This window comes from Lentzea sp. NPDC051213, from assembly GCF_044455585.1.
In the GTDB taxonomy this organism is placed as follows: domain Bacteria; phylum Actinomycetota; class Actinomycetes; order Mycobacteriales; family Pseudonocardiaceae; genus Lentzea.
The window spans coordinates 220,500-243,250 of sequence record NZ_JBITEX010000006.1 but is presented as its reverse complement, the minus strand read 5'-3'; the positions used below and the strand labels follow the sequence as shown (position 1 = coordinate 243,250).

The window sequence follows — 22,751 nt, the reverse complement described above, 5'->3', positions numbered from 1 at the left end:
TCAGCTCAGTACCGAGCGAACGGCGGTGACGACGTCGTCCGCGCAGGGCAGGACTGCTCGCTCCAGCTCGGGGTGGAAAGGCACGTGCATGTCGTCGCGGGACACCAGCCGCGGCGGGGCGAGCAGCGAGTAGAACTCGTCGTCCGCGCTCACCAGCTCGCTGAGCAGGCCGGCCCCGAAGCTGCTCGTCCTGCCGTCCTCCTGGACGACGACGAGCCGGCCGGTGCGGCGCAGCGACGCGGCCACGGAAGCCCGGTCCCACGGCACCAGCCAGCGCAGATCGATCACCTCGGCGGAGACACCATCGTCCGCGAGCAGCCCGGCCGCCTCGGCGGCGAGCTCGATCCCGTTGCCCCAGCTGACGATCGTGACGTCAGCGCCTTCACGAACGACACGCGCGCCGCGAGCAGGAACCGGCGACGCTGACGGTTCCTGCTTGCGGCGCATGAGGTGCTTGGGCAGCAGCACCAAGGTCGGGTCCTGCCCGGCGAGTGCCTGCGCGAACGCGACCTCGGCATCTTCCGGCGTGGACGGGACGACGACGTGCAGTCCCGGCAGGTGGGTGAAGAGGCTCTCGTTGCTCTGGCTGTGCCAGATACCGCCGCCCGGCAGGTAGGCGCCCCACGGCGCGTACATCACCACCGGGCACTGCCAGTCCGACGCGGTGCGCCACCGCAACGTCGTGAGCTGCGCCGCGATCTGGTTCCACGCCGGTCCGGCGAAGTCGACGAACTGCAGCTCGACGATCGGCCGCATGCCCGCGATCGCGAGGCCGATCGAGACACCGACGATCGTCGCCTCCGCGAGCGGCGAGTTGACCACCTGGTCGGTACCGAGTCCTTTGGTGAAGCCGAAAACGCCGCCCTTGGGGTCCTCGACGTCCTCGCCGAACACGATCACGTCGGCCGTCTCGATGCCCGCACCCAGCGCGCGGTTCACCGCGGCCACGATCGTGCCGCCGACCGGCGACTGCTCCGCGACCGGCTCGGCGACGGGGCCGAACAGGTGCTCCCCCACCTGCTTCGGGTCCGCGACCGGCTCGTCGGCGACCCGGCGGAACACCTGCTCCACCTCGTCGGCGAACCGCTGCCGGGTCGAGGCGAGCCACTCCTCGGTGAGATGGCCGGCCTCGACGAGTTGAGTGCTGTAGCGCGCGATCGGGTCGCTCATCTCCGCGAGCTCGTCGGCCGAGCGGTACAGCCGATGATCGTCGGACGAGCTGTGCGGCTCCAGCCGGTCGAGCTCGCACCAGAGCACGGTCGGGCCGCCGCCCTCGCGCGCACGATCCACCGCGACCCGCCCGGCGTCGAGCACGGCGTCCGGATCCGCCCCGTCGACGACGACCAGCCGGTCCGCGGGCACCATGCCGAGGTCACGCGGGGACATGCCCTTGGTGGAGGTGCTGATGCCGTAACCGTTGTCGGCGACCAGGAACACGACCGGCAGCTCGTTCTGCACCGCGAACGCCAGCGCCTCGAAGAACTCGCCCTGCCGGGACGACGCTTCGCCGAGCGAGCAGACGACCACCGCCTGATCGCCGCGCAGCACGGAAGCCCACGCGACACCGGAGGCGGGCAGGCACTGGCTCGCGGTGGGGCTGGCGAGCGACACCACGTTGCCGGGACGGTGGCTGAAGTGCGACGTCATCGAGCGGCCCGCCGAGTGCGACCCGGCCTTGCCCATGAGGTCGCGCGCGATGTCCTCGACGCTCATCCCGCGGGACATGACCAGCGCGCGGTCGCGGTAGTGGGGGAACACGAAGTCCTGCGGCGCCAGCACGTCACCGAGCGCGGCGAGCGCCTCGTGCCCGGACGACGAAATGGTGAACCAGGCCGCGCCCTGGCGCAGCATCAAACCCGACCTGCGGTCGCACTCGCGCGACAGCATCATTCGTTCCAAGAGCGCGATCTGGTCGTCGACGCAGGTCAAGGCGATCCTCCCCCTGGCAAGAACATCCCCGGCAGCTGGAAATTCTTCGCATTTGGAGGCCGCACAACAATCCGCGCGAATAGCTATGTACGAAGGCCGCGAACAGTCGTCGCGAGAATGACTTTCGCCGAGTCCGGCTCGTCCTCAGGAGGGATGCCGCAGCACCGAACTCACTCTTTCGAGCGACTTCGGCTGAGACGGCGGCGGGGAGCCTTCACATGCGACGTGAAGGCCCCCCGTTCCGGTCGTGCGCTTACGTCGGCAGCAGTTGCCGGTACCAGTCGGTAGCACCGGTGAACCGCTCGGCGAGCCCCGGTCCCGGCCGCACACCAGCGTGCCGCCAGATCCGGCTGCTCTCGTAGTAGTGATCGAACGCCAGCAGCTCGAACTGGTGATCGGTCAACTCAGGCAGGCACTGCCGGGTGAGCTCACGGTGCTCCTTGGCCGGCAGGTCCTCCTCCGGCAACGGGAGCCCGAGCTGCGCACACGCCGTACCGGTCAGCTCCTGCATGCTGACCGGCTTCGGATCGCTGACGTGGAACACCGCTCCCGGTCGTGCCCGCCACGGCCGTTGTGCCAGTCCTGCCGTGGCCGCTCCCAGGTCGTCCACGGACACCACCGACACCAGAGCGATCCCGCGTTCGATCCAGGCGGGAACGCGGTCGAGCAGGCGCAGCAACGTCGGGATGAACCAGACGTCACCGGGGCCGTAGACGAGGTGCGGTCGCAGGACCACACCGCCGGCCTTGCGCACCTCGCGCTCGGCCTTGAGCCTGCTCCAGCTCGTCGGCGACACCGGCGCGGGTGCCAGCAGCGACTCGCTCGCCCCGCGGTGCACGCCGTGCCCGTAAACGGAAGTGGTGCTCAGGTAAGCGATCCGGACCACACCGGCGGCCCGGGCCTCGCGCAGCAATGCCCTCGTGCCGAGGTAGTTGACCGCATCGCACAACGCCGGATCACCGCCGATCTGCGCGGCCATGTGCAGGACGGTGGTGACCCCGTCGCACACCCCGCGCAACCCGTGCGGTTCGGTCAGGTCGCCGTTGACCTCGACCACCCCCGCGTCGAGCATCCAGCGCGGCAGCCGCTGTCGCGACAACACCCGGACCTCGGTCCTCTTAGGACCGTCTTGTTCGGACAGAAGAGCGCGGACGACGGCGGACCCGACGAATCCTGTTCCACCGGTCACGAGCACGGCGCCCGTCTTCTTCCCAGCCCCAGTTGCAAAGTCTTCTTCGCCCCAGTCCCCCATGACTATGGCGAGCGGGTCAGCAGACGACCATCATGTCGAGCACACTCGTTGCCACGGTACTTCCGTCTTGATCGAACACCACGCGCACACCTCGATTGCCACGGATGGCAGGCGGCGCCGGTAGCGCCGTGACGACCGTCGGTGCGTCGAGCTCCACATACCGGTCGAACGTGAAACAACATCGCACCGGCAGGGAGTCCGGTTCACCGACCGTCAGCTGCGCCACCTGACGAGCGGCCTCCATCAGCACCATGCCGGGCACGTGGTCGACCGGGTGGTCGAACAGCACCGGATGGGTCTGGTCGACCCGCAGCTGCCACGTGTGGCCGCCGGGCATCGCCGACAGCACGACGTCCCGCGGCCGCTCGCGGCCGATCAGGTAGCCCGACACCGGCACCCCCAGCGCACTCGCGGCGGGAACCTGCGTGTCCTTGCCCCCGCGCAACCGCGAGTAGGTCGCGGGCGACACACAGCTCCACCGCAGCTCGCCACCACCGATCCGCACGCCGTCGCGGTAACAGCCGATCTCCACCCGCATGCCGGTGACACCGCGCTTGGTGCGCTTGATGTCGTGACACGTCATCGAGAGCAGGATGTTCGCCGGCCGGCCGTCCATCTCCAGTCCCTCGGGGGTGACGCCCCAGGTCTTCTCCAGAGACACGAACTTCCAGTCGAGCGGTACCTCGAACACCTGGTGGGCGATCAGCAGCACCGCCTGCCGGATGGTCTCGGCCAGCAGCATCGGGTCGTGCCGGTCCGTCCTGCGCAACCGGTAGAAGCTGTGGTCCCTCGGCCACTGCGCCCCCACCTGGAACGTGGTCTCGTCGGTCACCCGCAGGTCCGTCAGGAACACCTCGGACACCGCGGCGCGGTGGACGAGGTGTCTCGGGATCGTCTGATCGAAGAGAACCTGCCCTGTCTCACCGACCGCCGCGGGGAACTCCGCGACCTGGGGTGTTCGTAAGAGACGCGAATCGGACATAAAGGCCGTTGCGGGCTTCAACATCGATGACACGGAACCCTCCCAGTCGTTCAACAACAACGGGGCTCACTTCCCCCGGCTCCTTCATAACATACTAACCGCCCGGTTTGTTTTGCATCCGATCAGAAAGGCTTTGCGCTAGGCTGCAAACAGGCAGACAGTGCTTGACGATCACAGCATCGGCCAAGCCGAACAGATCGGAGGGACTCCTGGTGGCGCAACAGGAGCGCGCGGAGCGCACGCGCACCGCCATCCTCGACGCCGCGGCGCAGGTGTTCGACGAAGGCGGGTTCTTCGGGGCGAAGCTGTCCGAGATCCTCCAGCGCGCCGGTGTCACGAAGGGCGCGCTGTACTTCCACTTCCAGTCCAAGGAGGAGATCGCCCAGGCGATCATCGGGGAGCAGTTCGGCGTCTGGGACCCGATCTCCGAGATAGGCACGAACGGCGTGCAGGCGGTCATCGACCTCACCCAGGCGATGGCGCGGAGCCTGCAGCGCGACGTGCGCGTCCGGGCGAGCATCCGCCTGGTCATCGAGCAGGGCACGTTCGCCTCTCCCGCGACGGGCGCCTACCAGGGGTGGATCAACGTGGTCGAGGCCTGCCTGGTGCACGCACAGGACAAGGGCGACCTGAAGACCGACGTCTCCCCGCACGACCTGGCGACCTACGTGATCGGGTCGTTCACCGGCGTGCAGGTGAGCTCCGAGGTGCTGACCGGCCGCGAGGACGTGGTCCAGCGCGTGACGAACATGTGGCGCTTCCTGCTGCCGGGTGTCGTCCCGCCGCGGCGCCTCGGCAAGTTCGACCCCGCCGGGTCCAACCAGGACGACGCCGCGCTCGTGGGCCTGAGCACCACCAGCTGAGCACCTCCCGCCGGTCAGCCGGCGGGAGCAGCCCCTTCCACGATCAGTTCACCGGCGAGCTCCGCCGTCACCAGACCGGGCAGCACCAGCCGCCACGCGTCCGCGAAGAGCGTGGCCACGTCGGTCTTCGACAGTCCGGACGACCACAGCGCCTCGATGCCGACGTACAACGCGAGCAGAGGCAGCGACACGTCCGAAGTCCCGGTCAGCTGCCCGTTCGCGGATGCGGCGCGCAGCAACTCGCGCACCGTGTTCCACCACGCGTGGTGGAAGTCGACGAACGGCTCGGCCCGGTCACCGCACTCGCGCGCGAACCGGAAGCTCGCCCGCACCGCCGGTTCGGTGACGAGCATCCGCGCCACGGCGTGGCTGAGATCGATCAGCGCCTGCACCGGTGGCCGGTCAGCGGCCGCGATCTTCGAAACCACCTCGCCCAGCAGTGCCGTGCTGGTCTCCTGCACGGCCGCGGCGAGTTCCTCCTTGGCGGTGAAGTGGAAGTACAACGCGCCCTTGGTGACACCGGCGGCGGCCGTGATGTCACTGATGTTGGTACCGGCGAACCCGTACCGGTCGAACAGCTCGGCCGCGACCTGAACCAGTCGCGCCCGAGTCTGTTCGGCCCTCTGCTGCCTGACCACGGCTCAGCCCACGTGCTCTAGCTGCGCCTCGGCCTCGGCCGGAAGTGCCAGTCGTGCGTCGGCGGTCAGGACGAGCCGCTGCAACCGGTGCAGCGCGGGCGACGGTTCGAGGCCCAGCTCGTTGACCAGGTTCTGCCGCAACCTGCGGTAGACCTCGACGGCGTGACCACGCCGGCCGCACCGGTAGAGCGCGACCATCAGGTGCGCGGTCAGACCTTCGTGCATGCGGTTGCGCGCCACCAGTGCCGTCAGCTCGCCGACGAGCTCGTGATGACGGCCCAGGCGCAGATCGGCGTCGATGCGGCGGTCCAGCACGTTCAGCCGTGCCTCGTTCAACCTGTCCAGCTCGACCTCGAGCATCGGACCCGCCTGAACGTCGACCAGCGCCTCGCCGCGCCAGTGCGACAACGCCTCGCGGAACAGGCGCGCCGCGGCGTGGAAGTCGCCGTCCTCCCTCGCGCGGTGCCCCTCGAGTGCGCGCCGGTCGAACTCCTTGACATCGACGACGCCACCGCGGAGGAGGTAACCACCGGGTTGCGTCAGCAGGACGGCCTTGGGATCGCCATCGACCTGGGCCTGCTTGAGAGCGGCGGCGATGAGGCCCCGCAGGTGGAACACGTACGTCTGCAGGGTCGTGCCCGCACTGCGCGGCACAGCCTCACCCCACAGCTCCTCGTACAACGACGCCACCGGCACGACCTCACCGGCGTGCACCGCCAGCATGGCCAGCACCTTGCGAGGCTTCGCCGCGGTCGGCGTGACCGACACACCCGCGATACGTGCGTCCAGCGGTCCTAATACATCGATGTCCACGTTGTGCTCCCCAGTCCGACGGAGTTCGACACCAACCGCCTCCCCGGCGGCCCCTTGTGCTCCACCACCATACAAAACCAACCGCCCGGTTTGTCAAGCCGAAACAAAACCAACCTCCCGGTTTGTTTTGAGAACCTCAGGTCGCAGGTCAGAGCGTTGCCGCCCTCCGCTGAGCGTCACGGTCAGATCGAACTCGGTCAGCAAGTTCGTCAGAACTCGACTCACACCGGCCTCCCCGCCGTGCGCCAGGCCGTACACGTACGGCCGCCCGACGAGCACCGCGTCCGCCCCCAGGCAGAGGGCTTTGACCAGGTCAGCACCCGTGCGCACACCCGAGTCGAACAGCACGGTGATCCGCTCCCCCACCGCCGCCACCACCTCGGGCAACGCGTCCAGCGCGGCGATCGCACCATCGACCTGCCTGCCGCCGTGGTTGGACACCACCACCGCGTCCACGCCGGCATCGGCGGCCAGCACCGCGTCGTCCGGGTGCAGAATCCCCTTGAGCACCAACGGCCCCGGCCAGTTGCGGCGCAGGAACCCGAGGTCCTGCCACTCCCGGTCCACCCCGGTGAACATCGCCTTCCACTGCGCGATCGCCGCGGGCAGGTCGTCACGCGGCGGCCGGTCGAGCCGGGAGCGGAACACCGGGTCGCTGAACGCGGTCGCCGTCCCGATCCCTTGTGCCGCAGGCGAATAGTCCTGGTCGAGATCGCGCGTGCGCCAGCCGAACGTCCAGTTGTCCAGCGTGACGACCAACGTCGTGCACCCGGCCCGGCGCGCCCGGTCGAGCAGGCTCAGGCACACCTCAGGATCGTCCGGCCAGTAGAGCTGGAACCAGCGCGGGCCGTCACTCGCCTCGGCGATCTGCTCGAGCGAGTACGACGACATGGTGCTCACCACGAACGGCAGCCCGCACGCCGCCGCAGCCCGCGCCGACGCCAGTTCCCCGTCCGGATGCACGATCGACTGAACGCCGATCGGCGCCAGCAGGATCGGCGCGGGCAGGCGCTCGCCGAACAGGGTGGTGCCGAGGTCGCGGACGTGCGCGCCACGCAGCATCCTCGGCACGATGCGCCACCGGTCGAACGCCGCCCGGTTGGCCCGGACCGTCGCGCCCGACCCCGCGCCACCGGCCACGTAGCCGAACGGGCCGGGCTCGAGAAGGCGCCGCGCCGATTCCTCGAGCGCAGTACCGTCCGTTGTGCACAGTGGTGTGTTCACCGTTTCACGTTATGCAGCAACGGGTTTTGCGCGAAGGGCGCTCATGCCGCCGTCGAGCGCCCCTCGACCCGCTGTGCTGTCCGTGGCTGGAACTCACAAGGCAGGAACGAGCACCCGGCCCTCGTTCAACTCCAGCTCCTCACCCTGCCACCGCTGCCGCAGCAACCGATCGTGCGACACCACGACCACGGCGCCGGGATAGTCGGCGAGCGCCGCCTCGAGCTCCTCCACCAGCGCGAGCGACAGGTGGTTCGTCGGCTCGTCGAGCAGCAGCACGTCCGACTCCTGCCGAAGCAGCCGGGCGAGCGCCAACCGGCGACGTTGCCCGATCGACAGCGCACCGACCGGCGTGGCGAAGTCGGCCTCGCGGAACAGGCCCAGCGACGCCAGCGCCTCCACGTGGTCGTCCGGCGTGCCCGGCCTCCCCGCGGCGAACGCGCCCAGCACCGTTCGCCGCGGGTGCCGCACCACGGTCTCCTGCGGCAGGTAGCCGACGACACCGTGCCGCGTGACGGTGCCGCGCTCGGGTTCGAGCGTGCCCGCCAGCACGTCGAGCAACGTCGTCTTGCCCGCGCCGTTCGGCCCGGTCACGAGCAACCGCTGCCCCGCCTTGACGACCAGCTCGTCCACGCACAACCGCTCGCCGACCCGCGCGTCGCTCAGTTCGAGCACCGCGCCCTCCCGCACCGCCGCGTTGAGCGGTGCGTTGAGGTGCAACGGTTCCGGCGGCTTGGGCACGGGATCGGCCCGCAACCGCTCCAGCCGTTCCGACGCGCTGCGCACCCGCGTCGAGATCGACGCCTGCACGCGCCGCCCGTCGCCGTTGTACTTGCACTTGTTGTGGTCCTTGATCGCCCGGCCCGGCGCGACGTTGTACGCGGTCGTACCCCGCCACTCGGTCCAGTGCGCGATCTCGCCGACCCACTCCGCGTACGCCTGCTCCCAGCGCTGCCTGGCGGCCCGCTTCTCCGCGAGGTAGCCGGCATAACCGTTGCCGTAGCGGGAGATCGTCCAGCGGTCACCGTCGACCTCGATGATCGCGGTGACCACCCGCTCCAGCAGCAGCCGGTCGTGCGTCACCACGACGAGCGTGCCGCGGTGGGCCCGCAACCGGTCCTCCAGCCAGGTCAGCGCCTGGTGGTCGAGGTGGTTGGTGGGTTCGTCGAGCAGCAGCAGTTCCGGCTCGGCCGACAGCACACCGGCGAGTGCCAGCCGTGCGCGCTGCCCGCCGGACAACGTGCCGAGCCGCCGGCCCCTGCCGATGTCGCCGATGCCCAGCGCGGACATGGCGGCCTTGACGCGGGCGTCGGCCGAGTAGCCGTCCCGCAGCTCGAACGCGGTGAGCAGCTCGCCGTAGGAGGCCAGCTCCGCCGCGGTGGCGGTGCCGAGCTCCTGCTCCGCGGCCGTGATCCGCTGCTCCAGCACGCGAATCTCGACGAGCGCGGCGTCGATGGCGTCACCGACCGTCGCCTCGTCCGGCAGCGCGAGCACCTGTCCGAGGTGCCCGACGCCGCCTTCCGCGACCACGGTGATCTCGCCGTCGTCCGGCGTCTCCTGCCCGGCGATGAGCCGCAGCAACGTCGACTTGCCGGAGCCGTTCTCGCCTACTACGCCGAGCTTTTCGCCGGCGCGGACCGTCAGCGAGACGGCGTCGAGAACGCGGCGGTGGGCGAAGGTCTTGCTGACCGACCGAATTGTGAGCTGACCTGACATGGAAGCCTCCGAACGCGCGTAAGGGGAAGGGACAGGGCACCGTGCGTTCTGAAGATGAACATCTCCCTTAGTCCTTTCTCGTTGCGTAACAGAGGTTTCAGGCGACGCGACCGGCGTCGAGGGCCAGTTCCGGGCCCTCCCAGTTGCGCCGCAGCCAGCGGTCGTGCGAGGCGATGACGACAGCACCGGGTGCCGCCTTCAGCGCGTCCTCCAGCTCCTCGGCGAGACTGAGCGAGAGGTGGTTCGTCGGTTCGTCGAGCAACAGCACCTCCGGCGGCCTGGCGATCAGCAACGCGAGCGCCACGCGCCTGCGCTGCCCGATCGACAGCTCACCGACCGGCCGGTCGAGGTCGCGGGAGGGCAGCAAACCCAGCCCGGACAACGACACCGCACCCTTGGCCGCGACCTTCTCGTAGAGCTGACGCGCGGTGCGCGACAGGTCGGGGAACACCACGTCCTGCTCCAGCAGGCCGACCCGGACACCACGCGCCCGATGCACGTCACCGGCGTCCGGCGTGAGCTGTCCGGCCAGAATCTTGAGCAGCGTGGACTTCCCAGCCCCGTTCGGCCCGGTGATCATCAGCCGCGACGACGTCGACACGTCGAGCTGACCGATGTCGAGCCGCCCGGACAGCCGAACGTCCCGCAACGACAACGCGAGCTGCTCCGCCCCGACCTTCCCGGTCATCGCGCCGTTGAAGCGCAACGGTGCCGGTGGCCTGCGCACCTGGGTGCGGGTCAGCTCGTCCAGCCGCTGCTGCGCGTTGCGCACCCGCCGCGAGATCTGCTTCTGCACCCGGCCGCCGTGCCGGTCGTAGCCGACCTTGTTGTTGTCCTTGATGGCGCGCTGGTGGTTGACCGCGTGCGCCGTCACCTCGACGGAGACCCGCAGTTCCTTCAGCTCGTCCTGCTCCTGCGCGTACTGCTGCTCCCACCGCACCCGATCGAGCCGCTTGGCCTCGAGGTAGTCCGTGTAAGCGCCGCCGTACCGCGTAACGCCGCCACGGGCCGGGTCGAGGTCCACGATGTCCGTGCACACCTCGTCCAGGAAAACCCGGTCGTGCGACGCGACGACCACGGTGCCCGGCAGCCCGCTCAGCTGCCGCTCGAGGAAGCCGACCGCCTCGTCGTCGAGGTGGTTCGTCGGCTCGTCGAGCAACATCGCCCGCGGCTGCCGGATCAGCAGTGCCGCCAGCCCGAACCGCGACCGCTGCCCACCGGAGAACGTGTCGAGCCGGCGCGCGACGTCCACATCGGACAGTCCAAGCCCCGCGAGCACGAGCTTCGCCCGGCGGTCCGCGTCCCACAGATCGTGGTCCTGCGCCCACTCCAGCACGTCGCCGTACTCGGCGAGAACAGCCGCGTCATCCGGCCGCCGCTCCAGCGCGGCACTCAGCTCGTCAAGCCGCGCCTTGGCCGCGCGAATCTCGGCCAGCGCGTCGTCGAGCACGTCCTGCACCGTCGCGTCCGGCTCGAACGGCAGCTCCTGCCACAGGAAACCGCAGTCCGCGGGCCGCTGCAGCTGACCGTCGTCCGGCTGCTCGACGCCGGCCAGCAGACGCAGCAGCGTCGACTTGCCGACCCCGTTCTCACCGACCAGCCCAATGCGCTGACCAGGCGATGCGGACAACGAGACCCCGTCGAGAACACGACGTGCGCCGTAGGACTTGACCAGATCACGGGCATGCAAAAAAGGAATGTTTGACATGAGGGCACCCACCCGCCGAAGAAAGGAAATTCGGAAACGGAAACACGCGGGGCACACAGCGCTTCAAGAGCGCGGGCCACAGCCGCGTATCGGGGAGGTGTCAGTAGATCACGCAACCGATCATGCCAGCCCGACTCCAGGACGTCAACCGAGGAGCACCCTGCGTCACACAATCGGGCCGAAGCCGGCCCCGTCACTCCTGCTCAGGGGTGACGGGGCCGATCACTAGTTCCCTGCCGACTGCCAGTCGCCGAACGGCGAGTCCGCCCCAGGAGCCGTCTGCACCCGTTGGTGCAAACGCATGTCACCACCGAGCACGAACACCCGCACAAGCCCCTGCGCATCCACCACAGCAGCGGGCCCGACCTCGAAGTACCCGCCCAGCACCTCCCACGGCGCGAAGTTCCCGGCCGCGTCCTGACGCACCATGCTCAGCCCGTAGTCGTTGTTGCGCGCGAACGCCAGCGTCCGGCCACCGGTCGACACCGCGGCGACCGGTCCGAGACCGCCCCCGCCGAGGTTCTTCAGCGTCGTCTCCCACGAGCCGTTCGGCGTCATTTCGCGCAGCGTTCCCACCGAACCGTCGTTCTGCCTGCGGGTGAACACGCGGACACGGCTCGCGTCCAGCGCGGTGCCGATGGACGCGGAGCTCTCCGCTCCGGTCGTCAGCGCCTGGTAGATCGTCGACCCGCCGACGTTCTGGTACCAGTGGAACGCCCTGCCGTTGCCGTCGGCGAAGAGGTGCATGCGGCCGCCCGGCGCGGTGATCGCGGACGGCTGGGACATCGCCTTGCCGTTGCCGCCGGTCGCGGTGACCCAGCCGCTGAAACCGGTGCCCTCCTGCCACTTGTTGCCCAGCGTGCCGGTGCGGTTCACCACGAACAGCTCCAGCGACCCGTTCGAGACGGCGAGGACCGGCGTCTGGTAGGCGGGCGAGGAGTTGTTGGGGTTGCCCAGCGACGTCCACGTGCCGAAGCTCTGCGCGCCGGCGGCGGTCTGCGTGCAGGTGCGGATCGCGGCCGTGTCCAGGTCGAGCACTGCGAGCTGCAGGCGGTTGTCGCCGCGCATGGCCACCGCGACACCCGGTGCGAACGACCCGTTCAGCAAGGCGGTGGGGCCGACCCACGCGCCGCCGTTCGGCTGGCGCCACCACATCAGCGAGTCGCCCGCGGCGATGAACGCGTGGACGGTGCCCACACTGTCCACAGTGGCCCACTGTGGTGCGACGGGCCAGCGTTCGTAGCAGCGGGACAGGTTCACGTCGAACGCGTCGCCGCTCAGCGGGTCCAGCGCCTTGTACTTGTTGTACGCGTTGGTCTTCGGCGTGCGCAGCACGGCCGGCACGTTCACCGGTGCCTGGCGCGTGTTGTAGCAGCGGTAGCGGACCAGCAGCGCGAACGGTCGTCCGCTCGGGCCCATGTAGGTCTTCACGGCCCGCTGCGCGAACTTCGCCGTGTGGATGTGGTCCAGGTGGTCCGGCATGCCGTTGGCGTAGCGGACGTCGTCCGGGAACGGGTCCTGGCAGCGGATGACGGTCGGCTGGAACTGTTGCAGCAACGCCACCAGCACGGCGATCACGTCGGCCTGCCGGTAGGTCTGCACGCGGTTGGAGGGGCTGCCGGTCGGGACGATCGTGCTGGTGCTGTACGAGGTGCTGTCCCACAGCTTCTTCATCGCGTCTTCGTGCAGGTCGTCGCCGCCGTCCGGCAGGTTGACGTAGATCAGCTGCACGGTCGGTTTGCCGTCGAGGGTGTTGACCTCGACGGTCTTGCCCGCGACGACCATCGCGGTGCGGGTCCACTGGCTCGCCACACCGGCGAGGAACGCGTAGGCGTTGCGCTGACCCTTGTGCAGCTCGGCCGACAGCTGCTCACGGGTCAGGTTGGGCGTGCCGTTGAACTCGTCCGCGGTGAGGACGATCGTCCTAACGGGACAGCCGGACTGGATCGCCGGTTGGATGTCAGGGTTGATGAACAACAGGTCGTCGTCCGAGTGCGCGACGATCTGGACGAAACTCGCGTTCGCCGGCGCGGCGTGTGCCGTGCCGGCGTTGACCCCGACCGCCGTCAGCGCGGCGGCCGCGGTGCCTGCCTTGAGAACCGTACGTCTGCTGATCTTGGGCATTGGGCGGCCTCCCGGTGTCTCCTGCCCGGACTTCGGCCGCCCTCGAATCTTCGTTACACCGCGTAGTGTCTGCCCGCGCCGCCTACTCGGCGCCGCGGCCCAACTGGCTGGGGCGATAGGCAATCTTGCGGGCTCGCATCACCTCGCCCAACGGGCGGTGCGCCACCAATGCGTTCCACGGATCGAACTTCGCGGCCTCGACCTCGGCCGCGAACTCCGCATCCGGTTCCTGCTGCCCGATCACCAAGCGTGCGACTGTCCTGTACGGAGAGTCCCAGATCGCCGCCGCGTCCTCGATCGGTGTGCGCGCCTCGTCGAGGAAGAACTGCAGCTGCACCTCGTACACCAACGGGGCCTTCGCGAGGCGGTCGTAAACGTCCACCGACCAGTCGTTGTCCGCCTGCGGGTTCACCTCGTCCGACGCGGCCCGCACCCGGACCCGGACCGCGTACGGGCCGCACGAGATCGGGGCCGCGCTGAAGAAGTCCTCGGTGGCGAATCCGCTGAACGGCTTGTTCAGCGCGCCGCGCACCTTCTTGAGGTCACCGAACAGCCGCGGCGAACGCAGCAGTGCGCGCAGAATGCCACCCAGGCCACCGCCGCCCGCGGTGGTGACCTGGCTGAACTCCTTGCTGGTCGAGGAGCTGAACTTCTCGTGGTTGATCAGCACGAAGTCCTGGCTCGGCGCCGGACCGCCGAACACGGACTCGCCCTCGACCCCGAGCACCTTGAACGCGAAGCCACGGATGTCCGGCGTGGCGTCCGGCGCCCGGTCGAACCCGCCGTTGGACAGCCGGACCCACACCTCGTAGCTGGCCTCGGTGGCGAAGATGCCGTGCCTGGCCTCCTCCGGCAGGCCGGCGAGCACCTCCAGCGTGGCCCGCAGAGCCGGGCGTTGCTTGCGGTGCAGCGCCCGCCCGGTGCCGAACCGCTCGGACTTGCGCCGCTGCATCTCGACGAACAACTCCGCCTGATCCCGGTGGCGCTGCTCTTCGTCCGGTGCGACGACCTCGTGCCACGCCGTGCTCGGTGCTGTCATCACGTCCGCCCGTCAGATGTTGGTGCTGTTGGGGATCAGCGACGGCCGCAGGTACTCGTACGGCATCGCCCTGCGCCGGTTCCTGGCGGCGATCTCGTCCTCGATGCTGGTGAGGTCGGCCAGGAAGCGCTTGTGCCCGGTGGTCACCGGGGTGTTCTTGAAGTCGTCCTCGTAGTCGCCGAGGACCGTGTGGCGGATGGAGCCGAGGAAGTTCATCACGCAGAACTGCTGCACGGCGACGTCCAGCGGCGGCAGGTTGTCGAGCCAGTCGGTCTCGGTGTGCCCCTTGCCCGTCGGCTCCGGCGTGTACCCCGCCAGCGGGTTCGCGGGCAGGAAGGCCATGTGGTCCTTCTGCGCGAAGTTCACCGCGGCGTGCTGCGGACCCGCCGTCCAGATCACCATGGTCAGGATGTCGACCAGATCGTGCCGGTCGGCGATCTGGCCCGGCGTGGCACCGAAGTCGCGGACCTGGCCACCCAGCGGCGACGCGACCTCCGCCGCCCACGCCTGCAGTTCGTGGTCGGTCAGCACGTCGGCGTCAGCTCGGTAGTAGGCCGCGACGAAGTTGCCGACCCACTCCGCGATCGCCTGCCACACCAGCAGGCCGTCGTCGCGGTACGGGAAGTGCGGCAGCTCGCGGCTGCCCGCCGTGCCGGTCGCCGCGAGCGTGGCCGGCAGGTAGTTGTCGCGGAACGACCGGTTCGCCCGGTGCTTCGCGAGCCACGGGTAGGTGCTGGCGAGGTCGGACCCGATCAGGTACTCGACCGCCTTGCCCGGCTGGATCAGCAGCTCGACCGCGAGCTTGTTGATCGAGAAGGTGCCCTCGAAGTGCCGCTTGAGCAGCACGGCGACCGGATGGTTGGCCGCCAGGTTGCGCACCGCCGCGAGCAGCACGGGTTCGCTCATCAGGTGCGTGAACCCCAGGTGGGTCAGCACCTCGTGGTAGGTGTTGTGCGCGGAGAGCACGCAGTTCTTGGCGAGCTTCCAGGAGTAGCCGTCGGCCGGGGTGTAGATGTCCCTGCCCGCCGGGTCCTGGCCGCACTGGATCGCGAACGGCTGCAGCGGCCCGCCCCGGCGCGGCACGCAGAACGCGGCCATCGGCGAGTACATGTACTTCGGAGCCTGCGGATGCTTGCCGTTGTCCAGCTCGGACATCGCCTCGTAGTCCACCCAGTACACCCGGCCCGCCGCGATGGCGGACTCCAGGTCGTCCCCCGCGAGCGCGGGCACCGCGGTGAGGTGCGCCGAGGTGATCGGGAACTTGCCGGGAACGGCGGTCATCCGCTGCAACCGGGTCGGGTCGGGACCGGCGACAAAACACTCGGCGAAATACTCGTCCGTCTCAAATCGTTCGACGATCGACGGCGCCTGCGTCAATGCGAAAACTTCTCGGAAGTCCTGCAGGCTCTTTTGTCTGGTTTCACCCGTTGTACCGCCCGGTACAGGCATGAAGTAGTCGACGATTCCGGCCATGTCATCGGACCGGATCATCGCCGCCAGGCGTAGCGGGGCCAGCGGCTGCAGCTCGTTGACGAAATTCCACCGGCCTCTGCGCTTGAGCAGACGCAGGTTCATCCGAAGTCTTTCCTGGGCTTCGAGCGACTTGATCTGCCAGCGCTTCGCCGGACCGTCCTCATCGCGCGTACCTGCGGCGACCGGGAAACCCATGTCCATGTTGTACCGGTACACGTCCCGTACCGCGGCCACCTGCTCAGCTCGTTCCGCACGGCTGTCCTGCTGCGAAATGAGATACTCCGCCACGATCCCCTCCACCCGACCAACGCAATCACTCACGGCACTTGCAGAAACCCTCATGAGATTTCATGGAGGGATCGAGTGGAGATCACCAACTCATCCCGGCGCCATGATGCCACGAGTCGGGAAAAGCGCGACGCGGGCTCCGTTCACGTCCATGAACGGAGCCCGTGCTCAATGGATGCGGCTGGCTCGGCGTTCTTCGCGCGCCTGCTGGATGCGTTCTTCCAGCGCCTCGAACCACCGCTGGCCCTGCTCGCCGTAGTTGTCGCGGATCTCGTGTTTGAGATCGGCCGTGGTGGCGTTCAGGGTGCGGACCATGCCCAGCCCCTGGTCGACGTGCGACCGCAGTTCGGCCTGCGACCGGGCCAGATGCGTCGCGGCGGCGTGCATCTCGGCGCGAGCCCGCCTGCTCACGACCAGCCGGTGCGGCGCGAGCCGCGCCCGCCGGACCACGTGCGCCATCGTGTGCAACGAGGTCTGCGCGGACTGGTAGGCGATGTGTGCGGTGTCGGCGCACTGGTATGACTCGCGGTGGAACACGCGGACGGCGTGAAACTCGACCTCGGAGTCACGCCCCGCCTTCTTCGGCCTGCTCGGGCGTCCTGGCGGACCGGAGGCGCGCAGCTTCACCAGGCGCGCCTGCACTTGCTCGGCCTGGCGGCGCACCCGTTCGTTCTCGGCACGAACACGGCGCAACGCGCGATCGCTCTCCGCGGCCGCGGCACGCACTTCCGCGACGGTGACCCGGTTCGGGCGGCGATCCCACAGCACGATCGCGACGAGCGCGGCAAGACCGGTCAGCGCCGCGCCGACCAGCAGGGGCATCCCGTCTTCAACGACCTGATCGCCGGGTACGGCGGGTTCCATCCGCACGAAGGTGAAGGCGTTCATGGCTCCGAGCAGCACCACGCCGCGGACCAGGAACCCCCACCACCTCTTCAGCAGTGGTGATCCACCACGAAGCCGGCCGTTCCTGCGCAGCGCGGATCGGACCAGCAGCACGCTCAGCGGCAACGAACCGGTCGCGGCCCATTGCCACTCCGACAGGTGGGTCGTGTGCGCCGGCAGCCCGTTGACCACGATGTGCGCCGCGACAGCCGGTGCCACCAGCAGCAGCGTCAGCGGCAGCGCGAAGAACACGGCGAGCAGCGCGAGACCGCACCCACCGCACCCGTTGGAGTTGCGAGCCATGACTCAGCCCGCCGTCAGCGGCGCCGCCTGCCGGAGGCACGTGCTAGAGCGGCCGCGCCGGACCCGTTGAGCACCTTGTCGATGACGTCCGCGACGCCGCCGGTGAGGTCGGAGTGGTGCTGCACGAGCATCGTGGTGAAGTGCCCGGTCAGGTCGATGTACGCGCGGCGTTCCGCCAGCGCCAGTCCCGGTTTGACGGTCTCGCGCTGCATGTTGACCATGCACTCGCGCAGCGCCGACGCGCTCTTGCCGGCGTTGCCCAGCTCCTTCTGCAACTGGCGCAACGTCGAGGTGGACTCCCGGCGGCGCTGGTCCAGCACCGCCAGCTTGACCTCTTTGTCGTCCGCGACGCGAGCCTTCTCCAGGTTGATCCGGCTCATCTCGGTGACCAGCGCGTACGACTCGGCTACGCACCGGCCCGCGGGACCGAGCGGACTCAACGAGTCGGCGATGCGCGACACCGCCTCGCTGAACCTGACGTGGTTGCCCTCCACGCTGACCAGACCCTCCGGCACACCGACCACCTTTCAGGTTCTCCGCCGCGTCGGATGTCGTGCGGGGAGACTCGGTTCACGGCACGTTCATCCCACCGGCCGCGCGGGGCGTTACAGCGGGCGCCGAGGTGCCGATTTTCGCTGGTGGCGACCGCTATTTTTATCCACAATGGACTGTGCGATCTGCCTGGCGGGCCTCAGCGCGCTGCCAACCGGCGCAGGTACGCGCGGATGCGTTCGCGGTCCTCGGGGAACACGCTCTCCCACGTCTCGTCCAGGTCGACCCACTTCGACGGCTGGCCGGTCTCCCCGCCGAGCGGCATCTGACGGCTGACGACGGCGCCATAGGACAGGCTCAGCGTCGGCGCCCAGTCGGCACGGAACGAGCGGACAGCGACCGCGGCCGGCACCGGCAGTAGTTCGCCCACCACTCCGGCCTCCTCCTCGAGCTCACGGGCCGCAGCCGCCCTCGGCGTCTCGCCTGGCTCGACCGTGCCGCCAGGCGGGACCCACCCGCGCCACCGGTGCCGCACGAGCAGAACGTGGCGGTAGGCCGGGTCCGTGACCCAGACCTCGGCCGCGAGAGGCTCCACCAGCGTCGGACGGGCGCGCAGCCACGCCTGGGCGTCGTCGAACTCCATCGCGGCAACGCGCGCATCGGCGACCGCCGCCGCCATGGTCACCTCGTCGATCACCTGGCCCAGCCTATGCGCCGAGAACGGACCATAAGACCGGCCCAGCGCCCACAACGAGAAGGTTGCCGATACCGTCCCACGCGTGGCAAAACGACTGTTCGTGCTGACGTTGGCGCTGGTCATCGGCAGTGTGTTCCTCGTGAGGATGGGCCGGAACGACGGAGACGAGGCAGCCGCCGCCGGAAGAACGTTGATCCGCAACGCCTCCATGGTGCTCACGATGGACCCCGCCCTGGGCACGCTGGAGAACGCCGACGTGCTGATCGACGGCGACCGCATCGCCGCGGTCGGCCGGGGGATGAACGCCGGCGACGCCAGGGTGATCGACGGCCGGGGCAAGATCGTGCTGCCGGGCTTCGTGGACCTGCACACGCATCTGTGGCAGTCCCTGATCCGGGGCTGTGCCACGGACAAGGAGCTCAACGGCTGGCTCGGCGGCTGCGTCCTGCCGTTGCAGGGCTCACCGGTGAACGGCGCGGACGCCTACGCGGGCACCCGCCTGTCGACCCTGGACGCGATCTCCACCGGCGTGACGACGGTGACGGACTGGTCCCACGCGTTCAACCCGGACTTCGCCCGCGGCAACCTGCGGGCCCTGCAGGACTCCAGGCAGCGGTTCGTCTTCGCCTTCATGGCGGGCAAAGACGAGTGGATCGCCCCAGAGGTGCGCCGGATCAAGAAAGACGTGATCGACGCGAACCCGTTGGCACACCTGATGATCGGCACGCACCCGGCGAGCTGGAACGTCGCGAACGTGGAGGCGTCGGAAAAGCTGGCGAAAGAGCTGGGCGTGCCGTTGAACGTGCACCTGCTGGAGTCCAAAGCGGATCCGGCAACGGACCAGATGGGTGTGCTGCGACGAGCAGGAGCCCTGCGCCCCGGACTGCTGGCCAACCACGTGGTCCACGCGACGGACGCGGAACTGGACGAGCTCGCGGCGAACGACGTCCGCATCGCACACAACCCGCTTTCCAACATGCGCCTCGCATCCGGCGTGGCGAAGGTGCCGGACATGAAGGCCCGCAACATGAAGGTGGGCATCGGCCTCGACGGCGGCACGAACGACACGTCCGACATGTTCAACGACATGCGGGCCGCGGTCGGCCTGCAGCGGGCGCAGTCCACCGATCCGGCCCGCTACCCCACACCCGCGGACGTGCTGCGGATGGCGACGCTGGGCGGAGCGGAGGCGCTGGGACTGGAGAAGGAGATCGGTTCGCTGACTCCGGGGAAGAAGGCGGACCTGCAGGTGATCGACACGCAGGCGCTCAACTTCGCCCCCAGGGTGGACTGGGCCAGTCAGCTGGTCTTCAACACGCAGCCGGTGAACGTGCAGTGGGTGTTCGTGAACGGTGTGGCGCTGAAGAAGGACGGAAAGGTCGTCGGAGACACCGGCCGCGTGCTCGCGGACGCACAGGCAGCGGCGGACAGGGTGAAGTCGTACCTGGGCCGGTAAAAAGACCGGAACACCGCGGCCGTGAGAGCGCTCTTGCCCTCAATGGTCTAGTCCAGGCATACTTTTGTTCCCCGTCGCAACAAACCGTGTCCTGGACGCGAGCGCCGGTTCGCGTGCAGTGCACCACCAGTGCGCGAAGTGAGGTGACAACGATGTCGAACCGCTTCTCCCGCCTCGTGGTGATCACCGCGATGGCGTTGGTGACCGCGCCCGTCGCGGTAAGCCCCGCGAGTGGCGCTCCAGATGTCGGAACCCAGGCGATCACGTTCGCCGACGAGTTCAACGGTCCTGCCGGAACTCCGGTCGACGGCAACAAGTGGCGTGTCGAGACCGGCAACAACGGCGGCAACAACCGCGAATACCAGTACTACACGACCCGCACCCAGAACGTTGCCATGGACGGTCAGGGCAACCTGGTCATCACCGCCCGCCGGGAGAACCCGGGCAACTACAACTGCTGGTACGGCCGCTGCCAGTACACCTCGGCCCGGCTGAACACCTCAGGGAAGTTCAGCCAGACCTACGGCCACTTCGAGATCCGCATGAAGATGTCGCACGGCCAGGGCATGTGGCCCGCCTTCTGGATGATGGGCACCACCGGCGGCGGCTGGCCGAACAACGGCGAGATCGACGTCATGGAGAACATCGGCCGCGAACCGAACACGGTGCACGGCACGATCCACGGACCCGGCTACTCGGGCGCGGGCGGCATCGGCGCGGGCTTCACCGGCCCGCGGTTCGCCGACGGCTTCCACACGTTCCGGCTGGACTGGGCGCCGAACTCCCTGGTGTGGTCGGTGGACAACAGGGTCTTCCAGCGCCGCACCCCTGCCGATCTCGGTGGCAGGCAATGGGTCTTCAACAACCGGCCGTTCTACATGTTGCTCAACCTGGCTGTCGGCGGTGACTGGCCGGGCGCCCCGAACGCGGGCACACCGATGCCGAACACCATCGTGATCGACTACGTCCGGGTGACCACGCTCTGACGGCACGTGCCCCGGTGGCTCGTCGCCACCGGGGCACTCACGGGTTTCTCAAGCCAGGCAAGCATTTCCGGCCGACGGTGACTAGTGACGGCCGTCCGCAGCGTCGAACCAGTTCAGTGTTCTGCGCCAGGCCTCCGTCGCGCCGTGCGGGTTGAAACGCAGTCCGGTGTCGTTGAAGAAGGCGTGATCGGCCTCGGTGAACGTCAGGAGTTCGTGCTTCAGCCTCGCCGCTTCCAAAGCTGCCTTGGCCGCGGGCCGGGTGGCGTTGACCCTGGCGTCGAGTCCGCCGTACACCCCGAGCACGTCGGCACGGGAGCCCTGGAAGTTCCCGCCTTCGGGGAACGGCCCGTAGTAGGCGGCACCCGCGGCCAGGCGCGGCTCGTCCGAGGTGAGCAGGCGCCACACCATGTTGCCGCCGAAGCAGTAGCCGACCGCGCACAGCTTCTTGCCGCGCACGCGACTCTTGAGCTCGGTCAGGGCGGCTTTCATGTCCGCCACGAAGCGTTCCGGCGGGATCCGCGACAGCGCGGCCGCCACCTCGGCCTCACCGGGGAACGACCCGGTGCCGCCCTCCTCGGACAGCAGGTCGAGCGCCAGCGCGGAGTACCCGCTGGCGGCGAATCGCCCGGCGACCGCGCGGATGTGCTCGTTCAGCCCGCGGTTCTCGTGGATGACCAGCACGCCGCCACGGGGTTTTGCCGCGGCCGCCCACGCGGCCATCAGTGGTACGCGAGGTCCCTCGAAGGTGATCGACTCACGAGGGACGGGAGCCCAGTTCGTCTCGGACGGGGAACGCCCGCTGGTCTCCGGCTCGGCGGCCACGGCGCTACCGGAGGCGAACGTGGCCAGCAGCCCGCTCGCCGCCGCACCGGTCACCCCGAGCAGGCCGAGGCGGCGGATCGCTTCCCGCCTGTTGATGATGCCGTCGACGAGGTCCTCCGCGACCTCTTCGGCGAGATACCGCTGAATCTCCGTCATGGCTACTCCCAACAGACCCTGCGAGAGTGGCACCGGCCGGTGGCCGGCAGCCCACGGTGGCGCGGACGAGCATAGACCTCCCGGCCGACCACAAGCTGTCTGTTCGCTGTCGACCTGCCTGCCGCACTGCCTGACCAAGCGCCTTTGGTAGCATCAATTTAGAACGCGGTTTCAGTTTCTTCGACACGAAGTTCCGCGTTCGAAAGAGGCTTCTGAGGACAGGCTGAGCAGCGGGAGGCGCAGGTGAAACGCGGCTCTATCCAAGGACGCCGGCGTGGATCAGGCCGGGACGCGCCCGCGCAGCAGGATGTCGGCGACACCCTCGACCTGGGCAAGCGCCTCGGAGAAGGCGATTCTTCCGGTGGACATGCGCTTGATCGCGTCCCACAGCACGCAGTTGAGCGCGAGCCGCACCTGGAAGACCTCGTCGTGAGGCACACCGATCAGCAGGTCGTCGAACGCGGCGGACTGGGCGTTCTCGCTCTGCTCCACGAACCGGTACACGTCCGGATCGGACGACGCCAGCATCTGCATCATGACCATGGCCATGCCGGGGGCGCGGTCGAACGCCCGCAACGCACCCCGCAGGAAGTCTTTGACCAGCAGAAGCGCGTCACCGGCGGCGTCGCTGTTGGACGCCAGGATCCGGCGCGTGACCGTGCCCTGCCACTCCAGCATCGCGGCCGCCAGGAGGTGGTCCTTCGACTGGAAGTACCGGTACACGGTGCCCAGCGCCACCCCGGACCGCTCGGTCACCTCGCGCATCTGGATCGACGCCGAGCCAGACTCGGTGACGAGCTTGATCACGGTCTCGATGAGCCGGGCGCGGCGTGCGAGCTGACGGCTCGTCATCACCTCGACCGGCAACGGAACCGGTGAATCTGCTTTCACAACGATGAACCTACCGC

Annotated in this window: 19 protein-coding genes; 3 read left to right on the top strand and 16 right to left on the bottom strand. The window is 68.8% G+C overall.

All coding sequences use genetic code 11. The features are described 5' to 3' along the window. The 3 genes from ACIA8G_RS27285 to ACIA8G_RS27275 all read right to left on the bottom strand — a co-directional run bounded on the left by ACIA8G_RS27285 (window position 1) and on the right by ACIA8G_RS27275 (window position 4,187). The gene (locus ACIA8G_RS27285; protein ID WP_396421508.1) at window positions 1-1,929 is read right to left on the bottom strand and encodes a thiamine pyrophosphate-dependent enzyme; all 1,929 of its coding nucleotides are present in this window, start codon (window positions 1,927-1,929) and stop codon (window positions 1-3) included. A gap of 253 nt (window positions 1,930-2,182) precedes the next feature. Next, the gene (locus ACIA8G_RS27280) at window positions 2,183-3,181 is read right to left on the bottom strand and encodes an NAD-dependent epimerase/dehydratase family protein (RefSeq protein ID WP_396421507.1); all 999 of its coding nucleotides are present in this window, start codon (window positions 3,179-3,181) and stop codon (window positions 2,183-2,185) included. 16 nt (window positions 3,182-3,197) lie between these two features. Next, the gene (locus tag ACIA8G_RS27275; RefSeq protein WP_396421506.1) at window positions 3,198-4,187 is read right to left on the bottom strand and encodes a ScbA/BarX family gamma-butyrolactone biosynthesis protein; all 990 of its coding nucleotides are present in this window, start codon (window positions 4,185-4,187) and stop codon (window positions 3,198-3,200) included. A gap of 140 nt (window positions 4,188-4,327) precedes the next feature. Between ACIA8G_RS27275 and ACIA8G_RS27270 the strand changes: the two genes are divergently transcribed. Beyond that, window positions 4,328-5,026 (top strand): ScbR family autoregulator-binding transcription factor, encoded by a 699-nt coding sequence (locus tag ACIA8G_RS27270; RefSeq protein WP_396421505.1) that lies wholly within the window; start codon window positions 4,328-4,330, stop codon window positions 5,024-5,026. A gap of 14 nt (window positions 5,027-5,040) precedes the next feature. On the opposite strand, the gene ACIA8G_RS27265 is transcribed toward ACIA8G_RS27270, so the two are convergent. From ACIA8G_RS27265 to ACIA8G_RS27215, 11 genes are all read right to left on the bottom strand, one after another. Next, window positions 5,041-5,664: a ScbR family autoregulator-binding transcription factor gene (locus ACIA8G_RS27265; RefSeq protein WP_396421504.1), complete on the bottom strand. Its 624-nt coding sequence runs from the start codon at window positions 5,662-5,664 to the stop codon at window positions 5,041-5,043. A 3-nt stretch (window positions 5,665-5,667) separates the two neighbouring features. Beyond that, a complete protein-coding gene (locus tag ACIA8G_RS27260; RefSeq protein ID WP_396421503.1) occupies window positions 5,668-6,477 on the bottom strand; it encodes a BTAD domain-containing putative transcriptional regulator in 810 nt (269 codons plus the stop codon). A 93-nt stretch (window positions 6,478-6,570) separates the two neighbouring features. Further along, complete coding sequence (locus ACIA8G_RS27255; protein ID WP_396421502.1) at window positions 6,571-7,701, bottom strand: alpha-hydroxy-acid oxidizing protein; 1,131 nt, start codon at window positions 7,699-7,701, stop codon at window positions 6,571-6,573. 93 nt (window positions 7,702-7,794) lie between these two features. Next, on the bottom strand, window positions 7,795-9,414 hold the full coding sequence (gene abc-f / locus ACIA8G_RS27250) for a ribosomal protection-like ABC-F family protein (RefSeq protein ID WP_396421501.1): 1,620 nt from the start codon (window positions 9,412-9,414) through the stop codon (window positions 7,795-7,797). A gap of 97 nt (window positions 9,415-9,511) precedes the next feature. Next, window positions 9,512-11,122, bottom strand: coding sequence for an ABC-F family ATP-binding cassette domain-containing protein (locus ACIA8G_RS27245; protein WP_396421500.1), 1,611 nt, complete (start codon window positions 11,120-11,122; stop codon window positions 9,512-9,514). Between the two features lie 225 nt (window positions 11,123-11,347). After that, entirely contained in the window at window positions 11,348-13,246 is a 1,899-nt protein-coding gene (locus ACIA8G_RS27240) for a PIG-L family deacetylase (protein WP_396421499.1), read from the bottom strand. Between the two features lie 82 nt (window positions 13,247-13,328). Further along, entirely contained in the window at window positions 13,329-14,285 is a 957-nt protein-coding gene (locus ACIA8G_RS27235; RefSeq protein ID WP_396421498.1) for a hypothetical protein, read from the bottom strand. Window positions 14,286-14,297: 12 nt separating this feature from the next. Beyond that, the gene (locus tag ACIA8G_RS27230; protein WP_396421497.1) at window positions 14,298-16,046 is read right to left on the bottom strand and encodes a lipoxygenase family protein; all 1,749 of its coding nucleotides are present in this window, start codon (window positions 16,044-16,046) and stop codon (window positions 14,298-14,300) included. Between the two features lie 168 nt (window positions 16,047-16,214). Next, entirely contained in the window at window positions 16,215-17,234 is a 1,020-nt protein-coding gene (locus tag ACIA8G_RS27225) for a hypothetical protein (protein ID WP_396421496.1), read from the bottom strand. 14 nt (window positions 17,235-17,248) lie between these two features. Further along, window positions 17,249-17,749, bottom strand: a complete 501-nt coding sequence (locus ACIA8G_RS27220; RefSeq protein ID WP_396421495.1) for a hypothetical protein — start codon at window positions 17,747-17,749, stop codon at window positions 17,249-17,251. Window positions 17,750-17,925: 176 nt separating this feature from the next. Then, window positions 17,926-18,423: an NUDIX domain-containing protein gene (locus ACIA8G_RS27215; protein WP_396421494.1), complete on the bottom strand. Its 498-nt coding sequence runs from the start codon at window positions 18,421-18,423 to the stop codon at window positions 17,926-17,928. An 82-nt stretch (window positions 18,424-18,505) separates the two neighbouring features. Here ACIA8G_RS27215 and ACIA8G_RS27210 point away from each other — a divergent pair, with 82 nt between their 5' ends. Next, entirely contained in the window at window positions 18,506-19,879 is a 1,374-nt protein-coding gene (locus ACIA8G_RS27210; RefSeq protein WP_396421493.1) for an amidohydrolase family protein, read from the top strand. A gap of 152 nt (window positions 19,880-20,031) precedes the next feature. Further along, window positions 20,032-20,865, top strand: coding sequence for a family 16 glycosylhydrolase (locus tag ACIA8G_RS27205; RefSeq protein ID WP_396421492.1), 834 nt, complete (start codon window positions 20,032-20,034; stop codon window positions 20,863-20,865). An 81-nt stretch (window positions 20,866-20,946) separates the two neighbouring features. Here ACIA8G_RS27205 and ACIA8G_RS27200 read toward each other — a convergent pair whose 3' ends face one another. Beyond that, complete coding sequence (locus ACIA8G_RS27200) at window positions 20,947-21,843, bottom strand: dienelactone hydrolase family protein (protein WP_396421491.1); 897 nt, start codon at window positions 21,841-21,843, stop codon at window positions 20,947-20,949. Between the two features lie 279 nt (window positions 21,844-22,122). Continuing rightward, complete coding sequence (locus ACIA8G_RS27195) at window positions 22,123-22,734, bottom strand: TetR/AcrR family transcriptional regulator (protein WP_396421490.1); 612 nt, start codon at window positions 22,732-22,734, stop codon at window positions 22,123-22,125. Between the last annotated feature and the right edge of the window lie 17 nt (window positions 22,735-22,751).